The organism is Mixta calida (assembly GCF_002953215.1).
Lineage (GTDB): Bacteria > Pseudomonadota > Gammaproteobacteria > Enterobacterales > Enterobacteriaceae > Mixta > Mixta calida.
Map to the genome: position 1 here is coordinate 3,889,406 of NZ_CP026378.1, position 15,687 is coordinate 3,905,092.

15 protein-coding genes are annotated in these 15,687 nt (G+C 56.1%); 10 read left to right on the forward strand and 5 right to left on the reverse strand.

The window, feature by feature from the left end; all coding sequences use genetic code 11:
• Positions 1–136 precede the first annotated feature (136 nt).
• Genes frdA through frdD form a run of 4 tightly spaced genes read left to right on the forward strand, consistent with a single transcriptional unit; the run spans position 137 to position 3,436 of the window.
• The gene (frdA, locus tag C2E16_RS18585; protein ID WP_104951600.1) at positions 137–1,939 is read left to right on the forward strand and encodes a fumarate reductase (quinol) flavoprotein subunit; all 1,803 of its coding nucleotides are present in this window, start codon (positions 137–139) and stop codon (positions 1,937–1,939) included.
• Complete coding sequence (locus C2E16_RS18590; protein ID WP_038623859.1) at positions 1,932–2,666, forward strand: succinate dehydrogenase/fumarate reductase iron-sulfur subunit; 735 nt, start codon at positions 1,932–1,934, stop codon at positions 2,664–2,666. The genes frdA and C2E16_RS18590 overlap by 8 nt, the downstream gene beginning before the upstream one ends.
• Positions 2,667–2,676: 10 nt before the next feature.
• A complete protein-coding gene (gene frdC, locus C2E16_RS18595; protein ID WP_038623857.1) occupies positions 2,677–3,072 on the forward strand; it encodes a fumarate reductase subunit FrdC in 396 nt (131 codons plus the stop codon).
• Positions 3,073–3,082: 10 nt separating this feature from the next.
• The gene (gene frdD / locus C2E16_RS18600) at positions 3,083–3,436 is read left to right on the forward strand and encodes a fumarate reductase subunit FrdD (protein ID WP_038623855.1); all 354 of its coding nucleotides are present in this window, start codon (positions 3,083–3,085) and stop codon (positions 3,434–3,436) included.
• A 1-nt stretch (position 3,437) separates the two neighbouring features.
• Here the strand turns inward: frdD and C2E16_RS18605 are convergent, their stop codons facing one another.
• Positions 3,438–4,886 carry a flagellin N-terminal helical domain-containing protein gene (locus C2E16_RS18605; RefSeq protein ID WP_038623853.1) on the reverse strand — a complete coding sequence of 483 codons (1,449 nt, stop codon included), beginning with the start codon at positions 4,884–4,886 and terminating at the stop codon, positions 3,438–3,440.
• A gap of 196 nt (positions 4,887–5,082) precedes the next feature.
• Here C2E16_RS18605 and C2E16_RS18610 point away from each other — a divergent pair, with 196 nt between their 5' ends.
• Positions 5,083–5,634, forward strand: a complete 552-nt coding sequence (locus C2E16_RS18610; protein ID WP_084971410.1) for a lipocalin family protein — start codon at positions 5,083–5,085, stop codon at positions 5,632–5,634.
• 51 nt (positions 5,635–5,685) lie between these two features.
• On the opposite strand, the gene C2E16_RS18615 is transcribed toward C2E16_RS18610, so the two are convergent.
• From C2E16_RS18615 to efp, 3 genes are all read right to left on the reverse strand, one after another.
• Positions 5,686–5,820 (reverse strand): entericidin A/B family lipoprotein, encoded by a 135-nt coding sequence (locus C2E16_RS18615; protein WP_038623848.1) that lies wholly within the window; start codon positions 5,818–5,820, stop codon positions 5,686–5,688.
• A gap of 114 nt (positions 5,821–5,934) precedes the next feature.
• Positions 5,935–6,066, reverse strand: a complete 132-nt coding sequence (locus C2E16_RS18620; RefSeq protein WP_071883735.1) for an entericidin A/B family lipoprotein — start codon at positions 6,064–6,066, stop codon at positions 5,935–5,937.
• Between the two features lie 54 nt (positions 6,067–6,120).
• Complete coding sequence (gene efp / locus C2E16_RS18625; RefSeq protein ID WP_038623847.1) at positions 6,121–6,687, reverse strand: elongation factor P; 567 nt, start codon at positions 6,685–6,687, stop codon at positions 6,121–6,123.
• A gap of 41 nt (positions 6,688–6,728) precedes the next feature.
• Here efp and epmB point away from each other — a divergent pair, with 41 nt between their 5' ends.
• From epmB to C2E16_RS18650, 5 genes are all read left to right on the forward strand, one after another.
• Complete coding sequence (gene epmB / locus C2E16_RS18630) at positions 6,729–7,757, forward strand: EF-P beta-lysylation protein EpmB (RefSeq protein ID WP_084971412.1); 1,029 nt, start codon at positions 6,729–6,731, stop codon at positions 7,755–7,757.
• Positions 7,758–8,271: 514 nt separating this feature from the next.
• Positions 8,272–8,898 carry a response regulator transcription factor gene (locus C2E16_RS18635; protein WP_038623843.1) on the forward strand — a complete coding sequence of 209 codons (627 nt, stop codon included), beginning with the start codon at positions 8,272–8,274 and terminating at the stop codon, positions 8,896–8,898.
• On the forward strand, positions 8,895–12,353 hold the full coding sequence (locus tag C2E16_RS18640; protein ID WP_104951601.1) for a response regulator: 3,459 nt from the start codon (positions 8,895–8,897) through the stop codon (positions 12,351–12,353). The genes C2E16_RS18635 and C2E16_RS18640 overlap by 4 nt, the downstream gene beginning before the upstream one ends.
• Positions 12,354–12,454: 101 nt before the next feature.
• On the forward strand, positions 12,455–12,883 hold the full coding sequence (locus tag C2E16_RS18645; protein WP_038623839.1) for a DUF1090 domain-containing protein: 429 nt from the start codon (positions 12,455–12,457) through the stop codon (positions 12,881–12,883).
• Between the two features lie 65 nt (positions 12,884–12,948).
• Entirely contained in the window at positions 12,949–15,111 is a 2,163-nt protein-coding gene (locus C2E16_RS18650; RefSeq protein ID WP_071883734.1) for a fimbria/pilus outer membrane usher protein, read from the forward strand.
• Between the two features lie 37 nt (positions 15,112–15,148).
• Here C2E16_RS18650 and C2E16_RS18655 read toward each other — a convergent pair whose 3' ends face one another.
• Positions 15,149–15,496: a DUF4156 domain-containing protein gene (locus C2E16_RS18655; protein ID WP_038623837.1), complete on the reverse strand. Its 348-nt coding sequence runs from the start codon at positions 15,494–15,496 to the stop codon at positions 15,149–15,151.
• Between the last annotated feature and the right edge of the window lie 191 nt (positions 15,497–15,687).

The following is a 15,687-nucleotide window of genomic DNA, read 5'->3' on the forward strand; positions in this document are numbered from 1 at the left end:
AAGGCGCCTTATCGGTGTCGTTTAATGACATCGCTTTTATCGGTTTAAAACATCGAACATATCAAAATCGGCTGATGCGCCCTGCCCTACACTGGCTAACTCTAAAGAGTTACTTCGCGTTCGCAGGGAGGTTTAAGTGCAAAGCATACAGGCCGATTTAGTGATTGTCGGCGCAGGCGGCGCCGGTCTGCGGGCGGCTATCGCCGCCGCTGAAGCCCATCCAGCGTTATCCATCGCCCTTGTGTCAAAAGTCTATCCCATGCGCAGCCACACCGTAGCTGCCGAAGGCGGTTCCGCCGCCGTTACCCAACAACATGACAGTTTCGACGCTCACTTTCACGACACCGTCGCTGGCGGCGACTGGCTGTGCGAGCAAGATGTGGTGGACTACTTTGTGCGCCACTGCCCGGAAGAAATGATTCAGCTGGAACAGTGGGGCTGCCCGTGGAGTCGTAAGGCGGACGGCAGCATCAACGTGCGCCGCTTCGGCGGCATGAAGATTGAGCGCACCTGGTTCGCCGCTGATAAAACCGGCTTCCATATGCTGCACACGCTGTTTCAAACCTCGTTGAAGTACCCGCAAATACGCCGCTTTGACGAGCATTTTGTACTGGATCTGCTGGTAGACGACGGCCGCGTCGGCGGACTGGTGGCGCTGAATATGATGGAGGGCACGCTGGTGACGCTGCGCGCGGGCGCCGTGGTGCTGGCGACCGGCGGCGCCGGTCGCGTCTACCGCTATAATACCAACGGCAGCATCGTCACCGGCGACGGCATGGGCATGGCGCTGCGCCACGGCGTTCCGCTGCGCGATATGGAATTCGTGCAGTACCACCCGACCGGTCTGCCCGGCTCCGGCATTCTGATGACGGAAGGCTGTCGGGGCGAAGGAGGCATTCTGGTGAATAAGGATGGCTATCGCTATCTGCAAGATTACGGGCTTGGCCCGGAAACGCCGCCCGGATCGCCGAAAAACAAATATATGGAACTGGGCCCGCGCGACAAAGTTTCGCAGGCGTTCTGGCACGAATGGCGCGCCGGACGCACCATCGCCACGCCGCGCGGCGACGTGGTTCATCTCGATTTGCGGCATCTCGGCGCGAAAAAGCTGCATGAACGGCTGCCTTTTATCTGCGAGCTGAGCAAGGCCTATGTCGGCGTCGATCCGGTTACCGATCCCATTCCGGTGCGCCCTACCGCGCACTACACGATGGGCGGCATCGAAACCGACGCGCGCGGCGAAACGCGCATTCAGGGGCTGTTCGCCGCCGGCGAGTGCGCCTCTATCGGTCTGCACGGCGCCAATCGTCTGGGATCGAACTCGCTGGCGGAGCTGGTGGTGTTCGGCCGTCTCGCTGGCGAACAGGCGGCGGAGCGGGCGCTGGCAAGCCGCCCCGGCAACGAGCGCGCGCTGCAGGCGCAGGCGCAGGCGCAGGCGCAGGATATCGAACAACGTCTGCTGGCGCGCATCAACCAACCGGGGGACGAGCGCTGGTCAACGCTGCGTGACGAGATGGGCCGCAGCATGGAAGAAGGCTGCGGGATTTATCGCACCCCGGAACTGATGCAGCAAACCATCGATACGCTGGCGTCGCTGAAGCAACGTTTTCAGCGACTGCACATCAGCGACAGCAGCAGCGTTTTCAATACCGAGCTGCTCTACAGCCTGGAACTGGAACACAGCCTGAACGTGGCCGAATGCATGGCGCACGCCGCCCTGCACCGCAAAGAGTCGCGCGGCGCGCATCAGCGGCTGGATGAAGGCTGTCGACAGCGCGACGATACGCATTATCTTCATCACACCCTGACGTTCTTCACTCCCGACGGCGCGCCGCGCATCGAAACTTCGCCGGTGAAGATCACTCGTCTGCCGCCGGCGCAGCGGCTCTATGGCGCAGAGGCGGAGGCTGCGTCAGCTCAGGAGGCGTTCCATGAATAAATCTTCGACCCTTATCCTTACGCTGCAACGCTATAACCCGGAGAGAGACAGCGCCCCGCATGATGAACTGTTCCCGGTGCCATGGGATGAACAGACGTCGCTGCTGGATGCGCTGGGTTATATCAAAGATAACCTCGCCCACGATCTTGCCTGGCGCTGGTCGTGTCGCATGGCGATTTGCGGCTCCTGCGGCGTGATGGTTAACGGCATCCCCAAACTCGCCTGTAAAACCTTCCTGCGCGATTATCCCGACGGCCTGCGCATCGCGCCGCTGGCGAACTTTCCGGTGGAGCGCGATCTGGTGGTGGATATGAGCCGCTTTATTGAAAGCCTGGAGGCGATCAAGCCTTATATTATCGGCAATCCGCGCGTGCCGGCGCAGGGCGCGAATCCGCAAACCCCGACGCAGATGGCGCGCTATCACCAGTTCGCTGGCTGCATTAACTGCGGCCTCTGCTATGCCGCCTGCCCGCAGTTTGGCCTGAACCCGGCGTTTATCGGTCCGGCCGCCATCGCCCTGGCCCATCGCTACAACCTCGACAGCCGCGATCGCGGCAAAGCGGAACGCATGCCGCTGTTAAACGGCGACAACGGCGTCTGGCCCTGCACCTTCGTCGGCTTCTGTTCAGAGGTCTGCCCGAAGCATGTCGATCCGGCCGCGGCAATCCAACAGGGCAAAGTGGCGAGCGCGAAGGATTACCTTCTCGCCCGGCTGAAACCGCACTAAGGAGCTTTTGATGATAAGTAAACGCAAACCCTGGTCGCCACCGGTTAACGCAGGCTGGTGGCGTCATCTGGCTTTTTACCGCTTTTATATGCTGCGTGAAGGCACGGCGCTGCCGGCGCTGTGGTTCAGCCTGGAGCTGATTTTTGCGCTTTATGCGCTCAAAGGCGGCGCGGATCAGTGGGACGCCTTTATCAGCTTCCTGCGCCATCCGATAGTGCTGTTATTAAACCTGGTCACGCTGGCGGCGGCGCTGCTGCACAGTAAAACCTGGTTTGAACTGGCGCCGAAGGCCGCCATCGTGATGGTGAAAGGGGAAAAGCTGAAGCCGCAGCCCATCATTATCGCTCTGTGGATCGTGATGCTGCTGGCGACGTTCGGTTCGCTGTGGCTGGCGCTACAAGCCTGAGGAGGAAAGAATGCAACAACCACAACGATCGGATGAACCGCTGTTTTGGGGGCTGTTTGGCGCAGGCGGCATGTGGGCGGCGCTGTTTTCGCCGGTGGCGGTGCTGTTGGTCGGCGTGCTGCTGCCGCTGAGCTGGTGGCCCGCCGACGCGTTCAGCTACGAACGTATTCTGGCTTTTGCCTCGACGTTAATCGGGCGTGGGGTGATTTTGCTGACGATTGTTCTGCCGGTGTGGTGCGCGCTGCATCGTCTGCATCATGGCGCGCACGATCTTAAGTTGGCGATTCCCGCCAGCAAATGGTGGTTTTACGGCGCCGCCGTTATTCTGACGGTCATCGCGGCCATAGGCGTCGTCACGCTCTAGCTTAGCCTTTCAGCAAAGAGAGCATCAACTGCGGCTGCTGGTTCGCCTGCACCAGCACCGCATTACTGGCCTGCTGCAGAATCTGCTGCTTCGTCAGGTTAGAGGCTTCCAGCGCATAATCCGCGTCCATAATGCGGCTGCGCGCCGCCGTAGTGGCGACAGTCTGCTGCGACAGCGACGCTTTTGTCGATTCCAGGCTGTTAATGGTGCTGCCATACTCGCCACGGTAGCCGCTGACGGTTTGCAGCGCCTTATCCAGCGCGCCCAGCGCTTTTTCCGCTTCCTCTTTTGGGTTGAGGCGGCTCGCCGCCAGCCCTAATGAGGCGCTGTCGGAAGGCGTCGGCTCAATCGTTTTCACCTGCAGCGTATCGCCAAAGTTAGCGCTGGTTACCACCTGCATCGGGCTACTCGCCTTCGCGTCATCAGGCGTATAGGTTGGCGTTGGCATATTCCCCCAGGTCATACGCGCGCCGAATGAACCATTGCCTACCACGATCACCACCAGATCCTCGGTGACGTTATTGATCGTCACACGCTCCTGCGTATTGGCGCTGGCGACGCTGCCGTCGTTAAACCCGCCGGTGCTGGCGTCTTCATAACGGTCGCCGTCGCCGCTGTAGGTGATGGACATGCCGTTATAGTTTTGCGTCGCGCTGCCGTTCACGTCATAGGTGCTGCCGCCCTGCACCAGCTGCGAATCATCATAGCTGGCGCCCGGCAGAAAGCCGTTCGCCTCGGTCAGGACGCTGCTGTTGGCCTGCGCGGCGCTCGTTATGCCTTTACTTACCCAGGTCGAATCGGGATCGCTGCCCTGCAGCGGCGTGCCGACCAGATGTTTACCGTCACGGGTAAAGATCTGAATATCGTCGTCATAAGAATAGGAATCGATGCGCATGACCACGTTAGTGGCGCCCGCCGGAATATAGGCCATCGAGACAACGCCGGAACTAAAACCGTAATTGTTGCCCGGCACCGGAAATTTGCTGGTGGCCGGCGAGACGTTTCCCAGCTTTACCGGCAGTTCCGGCACGGCAGACGCCAGCGGATATTTACCGAAAATTTCGGTCGTGCCGGCAATCTGATCGATAGTCTCGCTAATCTGCTGGAATTCATCCTGGAGGCTTTGGCGGTCACTGTCCGATAAGGCGTCGTTCACCGAACGGATCGCCAGCTCCTTACCACGGATCAGCAGATTTGAAATGGTATCCAGCCCGCCGTCAGCGGTTTCCGACAGGCTGATGCCGTCATCCAGGCCACGGGCAATCACCGTGTCGGCGCCGATATTAGCGGTCATACGGTTGGAAATCGCCTGACCGGCGGCGTCATCTTTCGCGCTGTTAATGCGCAAACCGGATGAGAGACGTGCAATGGTCTGGCTCAGCGATGGGGCGTCCTTTGCCTGATTTTTCAGCACGTTGGCTGATAACAGATTGGTATAAATGGTCGCCATGATAAGTATTTCTTCATTGACTGGAGTCTGAGTAGGAAGGTTATCGGCGCAGCGCTAACCAGCTTTAGCGCCTTTACAATCACTGACGTCAGGCCCGGCAAGGCTTTGCGCGGCTAAGCAGGTTTCTGCCTCCCGCCAACACAGGCCGGTTTTCTCGTCCTATACTTAAGCTGTTAAAACTTATCAGGAAAGCATTATGTCACTATGGAAAACCTTTATCGCCAGCGTGGGCGCCCTGCTCTCGGTGGCCTGCAGCACGACGCCGCCGAAAAATGTCACGGTGGTGGAAAACTTTGACGCCGATCGCTATCTCGGCCAGTGGTACGAAATTGCCCGACTGAACCACCGCTTTGAGCGCGGTCTCGATCATGTCACCGCAACCTACAGCAAGCGCGATGACGGCGGGCTGAAAGTGGTTAACCGCGGCTACGACGCGCAGAAGCAGCGCTGGAAAGAGAGCATCGGCAAAGCTTACTTTACCGGCTCGCCGCAGCGCGCAGCGCTGAAAGTTTCATTCTTTGGGCCTTTCTACGGCGGCTATAACGTGATCGCGCTCGACAGCGATTATCGCTACGCGCTGATCTGCGGGCCGAACCACGATTACCTTTGGATTCTGTCGCGCACGCCGCAGCTGGATGAATCGGTCAAACAAAAGCTGACGGAACAGGCGCGTCAGGCCGGTTTCCCGGTTAATAAATTGATTTGGGTGAAACAGGACGGCGCAACGCCGCAGCAGGCTGGGAACTAATGCGGAAAGGTAAAAATGTCGGTACGGAACGCAGGTTCCGCACCGTACATATTATTGCGCGCCGCGTTGAATCGCCTGACCGCCCGCTTCAACGTCCTCGCCTACGCCGCGCGTGGTGTTGCAGGCAGACAGCAGAGTAGAAAGAATCAAAGCGGAAAAAATTGCGACAATACTTTTCTTTGACATAGCCATTTCCTTTTTGGTTGCAGTTGAAAGTACAGCAACTAAAGCATAGCCCTAAATTAACAGCTTGCTCGTCGTAACATCAGGAAATGGCGTTCTTTCAGAAAGGAAGATAAATCAGTTTGCTGCGCGGGAGATGGCGCCGCCCAGGTGTGAAACATCTTCACCAAAGCCGCGAAAAGTGTTGCAGGCGCTGAGCGCCATGGTCGTCAGCAACGCGACAGCGATGAATTTTACGATGCGCTTCATTATTTCAATGTTCTCAGTAAAAAAGCGCACCCAGAAGATGCGCCTGATTGCTGCTTATTTTACGCGAGAGACATATTCGCCAGAGCGGGTGTCAACTTTGATCACTTCGCCGATCTGCACGAACAACGGCACTTTAACCACTGCGCCGGTAGACAGCGTCGCCGGTTTGCCGCCGGTGCCCGCCGTATCGCCTTTCAGACCCGGATCGGTATCAACGATTTCCAGCTCAACGAAGTTCGGCGGCGTGACGGCGATCGGGCTGCCGTTCCACAGCGTGACGATGCACTCAGCCTGATCCAGCAGCCATTTCGCGTTGTCGCCAACGGCTTTCGAATCAGCGGCCAGCTGCTCGAAGGTTTCATTATTCATGAAGTGCCAGAACTCACCGTCGTTGTAGAGGTAAGTCAGGTTCATATCCACAACGTCTGCGCCTTCGGCGGAATCGGTGGATTTAAAGGTTTTTTCGATCAGTTTGCCGGTCAGCAGACGACGCATCTTAACGCGTGCGAACGCCTGTCCTTTGCCCGGTTTTACAAACTCGCTGGCTTCGATGGCGTAAGGTTCGCCTTCGAACATGATTTTGAGACCGTTGCGAAAATCGTTGCTAGAATAAGTCGCCATAAAGGCCCTCTACAATTTAATACTGGTACTTAGCCAAAAAAATGGCACACATTGTAACCCTAAATACCCCATCCAGAGAAGATTGGTTGCAACAACTTGCAGACGTCATCACTGAACCCCATGAATTACTGCGGTTTTTAGCGCTGGAACAGCATCCTGAGCTGGCCGCTGGCGAGCCTGCGCGCAAGCTTTTCGCCCTGCGCGTGCCGCGCGCGTTCGCCCAGCGCATGAAAAAAGGCGATCCGCGCGATCCGCTGCTGCTGCAGGTGATCACCGATCGTCAGGAGTTTATCGACGCGCCGGGTTACAGCGCCGATCCGCTGGATGAGCAAAACAGCGTCGTGCCAGGCCTGCTGCATAAATATAAAAACCGCGCGCTGCTGCTGGTCAAAGGCGGCTGTGCGGTCAACTGCCGCTACTGTTTCCGCCGTCATTTCCCCTATCAGGATAACCAGGGCAACAAGCGCAACTGGCAGCGAGCGCTGGACTATATTCGCGAACACCGCGAGCTGGATGAGATCATTTTTTCCGGCGGCGATCCGCTGATGGCGAAAGATCATGAGCTCGACTGGCTGATCGGCGAGCTGGAGGCGATCCCGCACCTGAAGCGCCTGCGTATCCACAGCCGCCTGCCGGTGGTGATCCCGGCGCGCATCACCGAAACGCTCTGCCAGCGCCTCGGCAATTCGCGGTTACAGGTGCTGATGGTGACCCATATCAATCATGCGCAGGAGATCGACCTGGCGCTGCGTCACGGCGTAGCGATGCTGAAGCGCGCAGGCGTCACGATGCTGAACCAGAGCGTGCTGCTGCGCGGCGTGAATGATAATGCGCCTGCGCTGGCCGAGCTCAGCAACGCGCTGTTTGACGCCGGTATTCTCCCCTACTACCTGCACGTGCTGGATAAGGTGCAAGGGGCCGCGCACTTTTACGTCTCCGATGAAGAGGCGCGAGCGATTATGCGCCAGCTGCTGCCGCTGGTTTCCGGTTATCTGGTGCCGAAGCTGGCGCGTGAAATCGGCGGCGAGCCAAGCAAAACGCCGCTCGATTTGCAGCTACGGCAGTCCTGAGGCGCCGTCCGGCAAGGGAAAGCTTGCCGGACGGTTGGCTGACGTTAAATATCCTGTAACGACGTTAACCCCGGCCTGTTACACCGACTCTCTGAGTTGGAGAGGGATGATATTCGGCTTCGACCATTGTCCGCAGTGGTGCATGGATTTCTCTGGGCTGAAACAGTGCCCGCCCTTGTCTCCCGCCGTAGTCAAACAGGTAAAACCTAAGCCGCTAAAACTGAATTCAGCTTTAATGGTTTCGGTTTTACCCGCTAAACCGTTTTCATTTCTTTAAAATAGTAATCAATCTATTACGCATCGCCCATTCATCGACGGAAAATATAGTTAATTTGATGCGTTGTTATTGCGTGAGCACTATTTTCCCAGAGGATAATTAACAAGGTAACGGAAAATTCATAACTATACAGAAAAGAAAATTTAATCTTTTTAGCCGCCCATCTTGTTGAAAATCACGTTACCATTGCCATTAAAATAACTCGCATTCGACCCGGTGTAATAATAATGGATGTTTATGCCCGCTATTCTTATTGTTGACGACCATCCTGCTATTTGTTTCGCGCTTAAATCCTCGCTGGAAGCGGAGGACGATCTTAGCGTAACCACGACCACCGATGGCGGAAAAGTCATGTCGCTTATTCGTGAACATCAGCCGGACTTAATTATTCTTGATATTGCCTTATTAAAACTGGATGGCCTTGATTTGCTGGCGCGCATCAAACATTACTGTCCCACCATCCGGGTATTAATCCTGTCCGGGCTGCCAGCGGAAATTTACGCTTCGCGCAGCCGCAAAGCTGGCGCAGACGGTTTTCTTAGCAAGCAGCATTTGTTAACCGCCATCAGCGCGGTGGTGCGGCTATTACTGGATGGCTACAACTGCTTCCCCGGCGGCAGCTTTATTGACGAAAACGCCCACTCGACGACGGAAATTGACAGCACCCAGCTGTTAGCGCGGATGTCCGATCGGGAAATTACCGTGCTGCGTTATCTGGCGGAAGGGAAATCGAATAAAGAAATTGGCGAGCTGCTGCAACTCAGTAATAAAACCATCAGCACTTATAAAGCGCGGCTGCTGGAAAAGAGCGGCGCCGATTCATTGACGGATCTCCTCAACCAATTTAAAAACATCCCATCATGACGCCATTTTTACGTATTGCCCTCCTGCTGTGGTTAATGGTCTTTACCGCAACCGGCGCGCCAGCGATGGAAAAGCCGGTTCATGCGCTACAGCTGCTGGCGCACAGCCAGGCGATATTATCGGATCTGACCTTAAGCAGCACGCAATGGCGCTGGTTACGTAAACATCATCACCTGACTATCGCAACCTGGACGCCGAACGTGCCGCCCTACTTTATGAACGCCGGGCGTCACGATTACACAGGCATAACCGCTGATTATCTTGGCCTGCTGGCGGCCAATTTAAATATTACGCTGGAAATCCAGCAGTATGCCGATCGGGAAGCGGCTTTTCAGGCGGTAGAAAGCGGCGAAGCCGATCTTATCGCCTGGGCTGGCGACGAAGCGCACCATGCCGGTTTCCTGTTAAGCAAGCCCTACACCATGAATACGCCTGCCGAAGTGGTGAACTTTAGCGCCCATCCAGTTCCTCAGGAGGCGGTGCGCCTGGCGATCGACCCGGCTTACAGCGGGTCGCAGGCGATTATGCGCCGCTGGCCGCAGACGCAGTTGATACCCTTTATTTCCGCGCGTCATGCGCTGGAGGCGCTCGCCTTTCACCAAATTGATATTTTTATTGGCGACGCAACAGCCACGCAATATTTAATTAATGAATCTAACCTGAGCGATTTAAATATCCGGCGGCTGCGTCATAACGAATCGATGGGTTTTTCCTTCGCCGCCCGTCCTGATAATGAGCAGCTTATTGCGATTATTAATCAGGTGCTGGCGGCAATCCCGGCGAATATCAATGAGGATATTATACGCCGCTGGAACGGCGGCTTTATGCCGATACTGCACGATCGCCATCTTTACTTCACCTCGCTTGAGCAGAAATGGATTGAAGATAATCCCGAAATCCGCGTTTCCGTGCTGCGCGACAGCGCGCCGCTGAGCATTTATGACAGTAAAAAAAATTTGCATGGCGTTACGGCGGATATTTTAAAGGCGATCGGTCTGCGCACCGGCCTCAGGTTTGTTATTCAGCCGTATGACAATATTGAGGAGATGGTCGCCGCCGTTAAGAACGGCCACAGCGATATAGTGGCCAGCCTGAATCTGGATAGCGCCAGCCAGGCTAATCTGTTAACCACCCGCAGCTGGCTGTTCAACTCATGGGTTATGGTGGAACGCCATCCTTCTCTTTCGCTGCCCGCCACGCAGCGGGTGATGATGTTAAAGGGCGACAACGTCGATTTCAGCGCCGAGCCCAGTCTGCAAAAAATGCGTCTCCTCTATGCCGATACGTTGCCGGAAGGGCTGGAGGCGGTCGCAAAAGGCAAGGCAGACGTCATGATCCTGCCGTTGATCAACGCGAATTTTTACGTCTCGCGTTTATATGCTGACAAATTGCGCATTATTAAAAGTCTGGAGAGCGATCCAGCGCGTTTTACGCTGGCGGTTTCCGCCAGTAACTATCCGCTGGCCACGATTCTTGATAAAGCCCTGCTGAATATCGCCCCGGAAGATTTGCAGCTAACGGTGCGAAAATGGCACAGCAACACCAATCTGCCTGCCGGCAGCCAGGAGGCGCTTAAAACAACGCCTAACCAAACCGTTTTCTGGTCTGCGATTGCTGCTGCTGGCGCGCTGCTTGTGCTGCTGATGGTGCTGCTGTGGCGTTACCGACAGCGGCGCCTGCCCATTCAGCAGCACCTGTTGGATGCGATTCCCGTCCCGCTGTTTATGACCGATCTCAACGGCCTTCTTACCTGCGCGAACAGCGCCTTTGCCGAGGCGCTGGATATCGATATTAACGCGCATCGTGGCGACGCGGTGCAGGCATTAATGGCGCGCGGCGGGCTGTATGAGGAAGGCGCCCTGAAAGAAGGCGTAACCCTCTGGCAAACCCTGCTGCAAAACAATGCGCTGGGCTATGGCTACGTCGGCGGCTGGCAGGATATGCGAGAACATCAGCAAATTTTAAAGCAGCTGCGGCAGGCCAAGCATTCCGCAGAGAAAGCCAGCCGGGTAAAAACCACGTTTCTCGCGTCGATCAGCCATGAACTGCGTACGCCGCTCAGCGCGATTATCGGCATCCTTGAACTACTGCTGCGGCGTAAACAGCTTAACGCCAGCGATCGTGACTCATTACATATCGCCTATGACACAGCCGAATCCTTGTTGATGCTGGTCGGCGACATTATCGATGTGGCGCGCATCGAGACGGAAAGGCTGGTATTACGGCCTGAACGCGCGTCGATCCGTCCGCTGCTGGAATCGATCGTGACGATGATGGATGGTCTGGCGCGGCAAAAATCGCTGTGTTTTTCCTGTGAAATCGACGCCGACATCAATGGCGATGTGCTGGTCGATCCGGTGCGGTTTAAGCAAATCCTGATCAATATTCTTGGCAATGCGGTCAAATTCACTACGCAGGGCCGTGTGGTTTTTCAGGCGCTGCTGGAGAAAGAGGAAGCGTCCGCGCTAAATCTCCTGCTGATTGTTCAGGACAGCGGACCGGGCATTGATACCGAGACGCAGGCGCGGCTGTTTAAGCCCTTCGAGCAGGGAGAGCATTCGCACATCCAGCAGGGCAGCGGCCTTGGTCTTTATATCTGTCGCACGCTGATCATCATGATGGCTGGCGAGCTGACGCTGGACAGCCAGCCGGGCATGGGCACCGAGGTGACGGTTCGCCTGCGTCTGCCGCGCATGTCGCCTCAGCCGATGCCGACCATGTCGCCTGCGCCGCAGGCGTCGCCCGCCGCCGCGCGACGCATTCTGGTGGTGGACGATCACGGCGCCAGCCGCCATGTGTTGATCCAGCAGCTGCACTATCTGGGTCATGAGGCGATCGGGGCGGCGAACGGTCAACAGGCGCTCTCTCTGCTGGCCGTACAGCAGCCGGATGTGGTCATTACCGACTGCAACATGCCGGGAATGGATGGCTTTACGCTGGCCCGCGCCATCCGACGTGACTATCCAGAACTTATTATTTGGGGAGCGACGGCCAATAAGCAACAGTCGGTACGCGAAGCTTGCTTAAATGCCGGCATGAACGACTGTTTGTTTAAGCCGATGCCCCTGCAAACGCTGGAAAAATTACTTAGCGCCCTGCCGCCGAACAGCGACGCAGCGTGTCGACCAGCATGGAAATTCCCGCCGGGCCTCAATACGTCGCAGAAACGACGCTATTTTCTTGAGCTGCAGCTGGAGATGTTTGACGAAGCGCTGGCTGATATCCGCGAGGGTCAGCAAACCGGGCGCGATTTATCAGATGTCCTGCATAAGTTACGCGGCGGCCTGCTTCTGCTGGGCGCGGATGAATTGATCGATGCCTGTCAGCGGCTGGAAAAGCATCCCGATGCCGGGCAGCTGCAACAGTTTACTCAACAGCTGACGCAGCTTTCCCGCCATCTCGCGTTGGTTTACGCCGGGACTACAGACCTGTCGTCCCATCCTACAACAGGGTGAGGAAGCCTGCGTATTGCTATGAACGGACCAGACCTTTAACCTGACGCCACTTACGGATAAGTCCGCAAGCATTAAAAAATTTTTCTATACAAGGAGTTACCATGAAAAAGTTAACAGTTCTCGCCGCCGTATTAATGACTGGCATGATCAACATGGCTCATGCGCGAGTCGAAGATTGCGCCACCAAACGTGCCGCACTGGAAAAAGAAATCAGCATCGCTCAGCATTACGGCAACACGGCGAAGGTCAACAGTCTGAAGCATGCGCTGGCAGAAGTTAAAGCACACTGCACCGACGCGACCGTATTGGCCAAAGCACAAAAAGAAGTCACCAAGCTGGAGAAAAAACTGGCTGAAAAACAGAGTGATATCCGTGAGGTTCAGGCTGACCTGCGTGAAGCCCAGGCGCGTGGTAAAAAAGACAAAATCGCAAAATATCAGCGTAAGCTGAGCGAGAAAAAGGCTGATTTACAGGAAATTCAGCAGAAGCTGAACCAGGCGCGCGCTGACCTGGCTGCGCTGCAAAAATAACTTTTTCTTTGCAACAAACGGAAGCGAAACGCTTCCGTTTTTTATGGCTTCGTTTTCTGTCCCTGATGAAATTTTGGTTACTGAACTTTTTACTCTTAAGCTTTGCTTGCTGCTATTCCGCCAGCGCTGCTCAACCGCTCTGGGTGATAGTCAATAACAACTATAAAGGGCAGATATCTCTGGAAACAGATAATGACTGGCCCTGTCTGCAACAGGATTTGCTGGAAGAATGGGGCGTCAAATTAAAGGCACTGCCTGTAAACGGTTGGACCGCGCATGGCTGCCTTTCCAGGGCCAGCTTCGAACTGTTGCATATCCAATCCTGGTATCAACCCTCTGCGGCGCTCCTGACCCTTCTTATCCCGAAAGCCCTCATCAATCCACGACAAAGCGGCGTCAGTACCAGCCGCTGGGATGAAGGCATCAATGCATTTTTTACCAACTATCGCGCCAGCTATGCCAACAACCAAAGCGATAGCCCCTATGCGGATACCGGCGATAGCTTTAACCTCGAACTGGATAACGGCATTAACTACGGCCCATGGCGCCTGCGCTATCAGAATACCTTCTGGCGCGACGTGGAAGGCAAACATGGCGTTTACAGCCGTAAAGCCAGCCTCTATCGCAGCATCAATAGCTGGCGATCGCAGTTTCTGGCAGGCGACAGCGATACAACGGATACCTTATTCGACGCCCTTCCGTTCCGCGGCATCACGCTGGTAACGGACGAGTCGATGTTCCCCGATAGCTGGCGACCTTTCTCGCCCTGGATCAACGGCTATGCCAGAAGCCATGCGGAAGTCACCATCAGTCAGAACGGTATGACGGTATATCGACTCCACGTGCCGCCTGGCCCCTTCGTTATCCGGGACTTTTATCCGCCGGACAACAACGGCACCCTACAGTTAACGGTAAAAGAGAGCGACGGAAGCGAATCAAGCCGCTATCTCCCCTGGTCGGCCATGCCCGCACTGGTGCATAAAGACAATTACAGCTATGAGCTGGTCGCCGGACGCTATCGTCCCCAGTACAACGGCGATACGGATAAGCCCGCTTTTTTACAGGCCAGCCTGGCGCAGGGCGTCTCCTCTACCCTGACGCTTTACAGCGGAATGCAGTACGCCGATCGCTATGTCAGCTATATAGCTGGCGCAGGCTTAAACTTTCATGAGCTGGGATCGTTTTCCACCGATGCGACCTGGGCGCGCTATACCTCTTACGCGGAGAATTATCGGGGAAGCGTCTGGCGACTGCGTTACACCCGAACCTTTTTCAGCAGCGGAACTCACTTTAGCGCCCTGTTACGCTATTATCCTCAGGGCCAACATTATCGCTCACTGGAGGAGAAAATCACCCAACCTTCCAGCAACGATGACTGGCTGTTTGATGACAGCAAAAACCGTCTTCTGACCCAGCAGTACTGGCTTAACCACTATATTGCCGAAGATAAAAGCCTGAGCCTGCAGTACACGCAGCAAACCTGGCGACGCCTGTCCGGGCACCGCCGCGATATGTCACTGAGCTATCAGGCCAACGTCGGAGATTGGGATATCAGCCTGTGGCTGGGACGCTCGCGCCAACCGGACAGCCGCAGCGAAACCACGCTGGGCCTCACGCTCAGCCTGGCGCTGCCGAGCATACCCGGCTTCGGCTCGCCCAGTCTGGACTATAGCCATAATCTTGCCAGCCATTCTCCGCCCAGCCAGGAGATCGGCCTGAGCGGCTTCGCGTTATCGGATTACAGCCTGAGTTACGATCTGTCAACGACGCACAATCCCCATGCCGACGAGCAATATAATGCCTCACTTGGCTATCACTATAACGCTGGCGAGAGTACCGTCAGCGTTTATCGGGAAGGCGGTTCACGCGAACGGCGTATTGACGTTCACGGCGCGGTGCTGGTACACAGCAACGGCATTACGCTCGGACAGGAGATGAGCGATACCATGGCATTGATCGTGGTGCCCGATTCGCCCGGTATCGGCAATTATCAACAGTTTGGCGTGACCACCAACGCGAAGGGCGAAGCGCTGGTGGGTTATCTGGTTCCCTGGCGCGTTAACCGTCTGACGTTGGATAGCGGCAATATGCCGGAAGGTTTGACGCTGCCAATGACGGAACGCGGCGTCGTGCCCACGAAAGGCGCCATTGTGAAAGCGATATTCTTGCCTGCGGAGAAAAGCCAGGCGACGGAAAAAGCGGATACAGAGGAAAAGGCACCGGAATAACGTCGTCGATTATTGGACCTATTCCGGGCGCTGCGCGTCAGGGGCACTTATAAACCTGGCCGGTCATCTTGCTGTCGAGCGGCGCGAAGCTTGACCAGATATTCTGCGTCGGGCTGGTGGCGCCGTAAATCACGTTGCCGCCCATTTCTGCCGCACGGTTGCGCAGATCGTTGGCCGCGCCGCGCAGGGAGCTGTTTTCGCCGCCGGCGCCGCTCAGCCAGTTGCTTTGGCTGCCGGTGATCTCGCCCAGTAACTGACACGTCTGAGCCGGTTGCTGATCGGTAAAGGTGACGCGCTGCCCGGCCGCACTCAGATCTTTAGAGGTGCTACACCCCGCCAGCAGCAGCGCTGCCGCAGAAAGCCCCAGCAAGACATTAATCCGCATATTATTCCTCATTTATTATCGTCAGTATCCGGCAGAAGCGTATCAGAAAAGGCTGCGTTTTCTTAAACATCCCTTGCCACAAAACGTTCAGTTTATACCTGCGCGTTTACTTATACCTTTTTCAGCGCCAAAAGAAAAACCCCCCGCCATTTCTGACGAGGGGTTTTCAGACTTAGCAGGTCAGGGGGCGA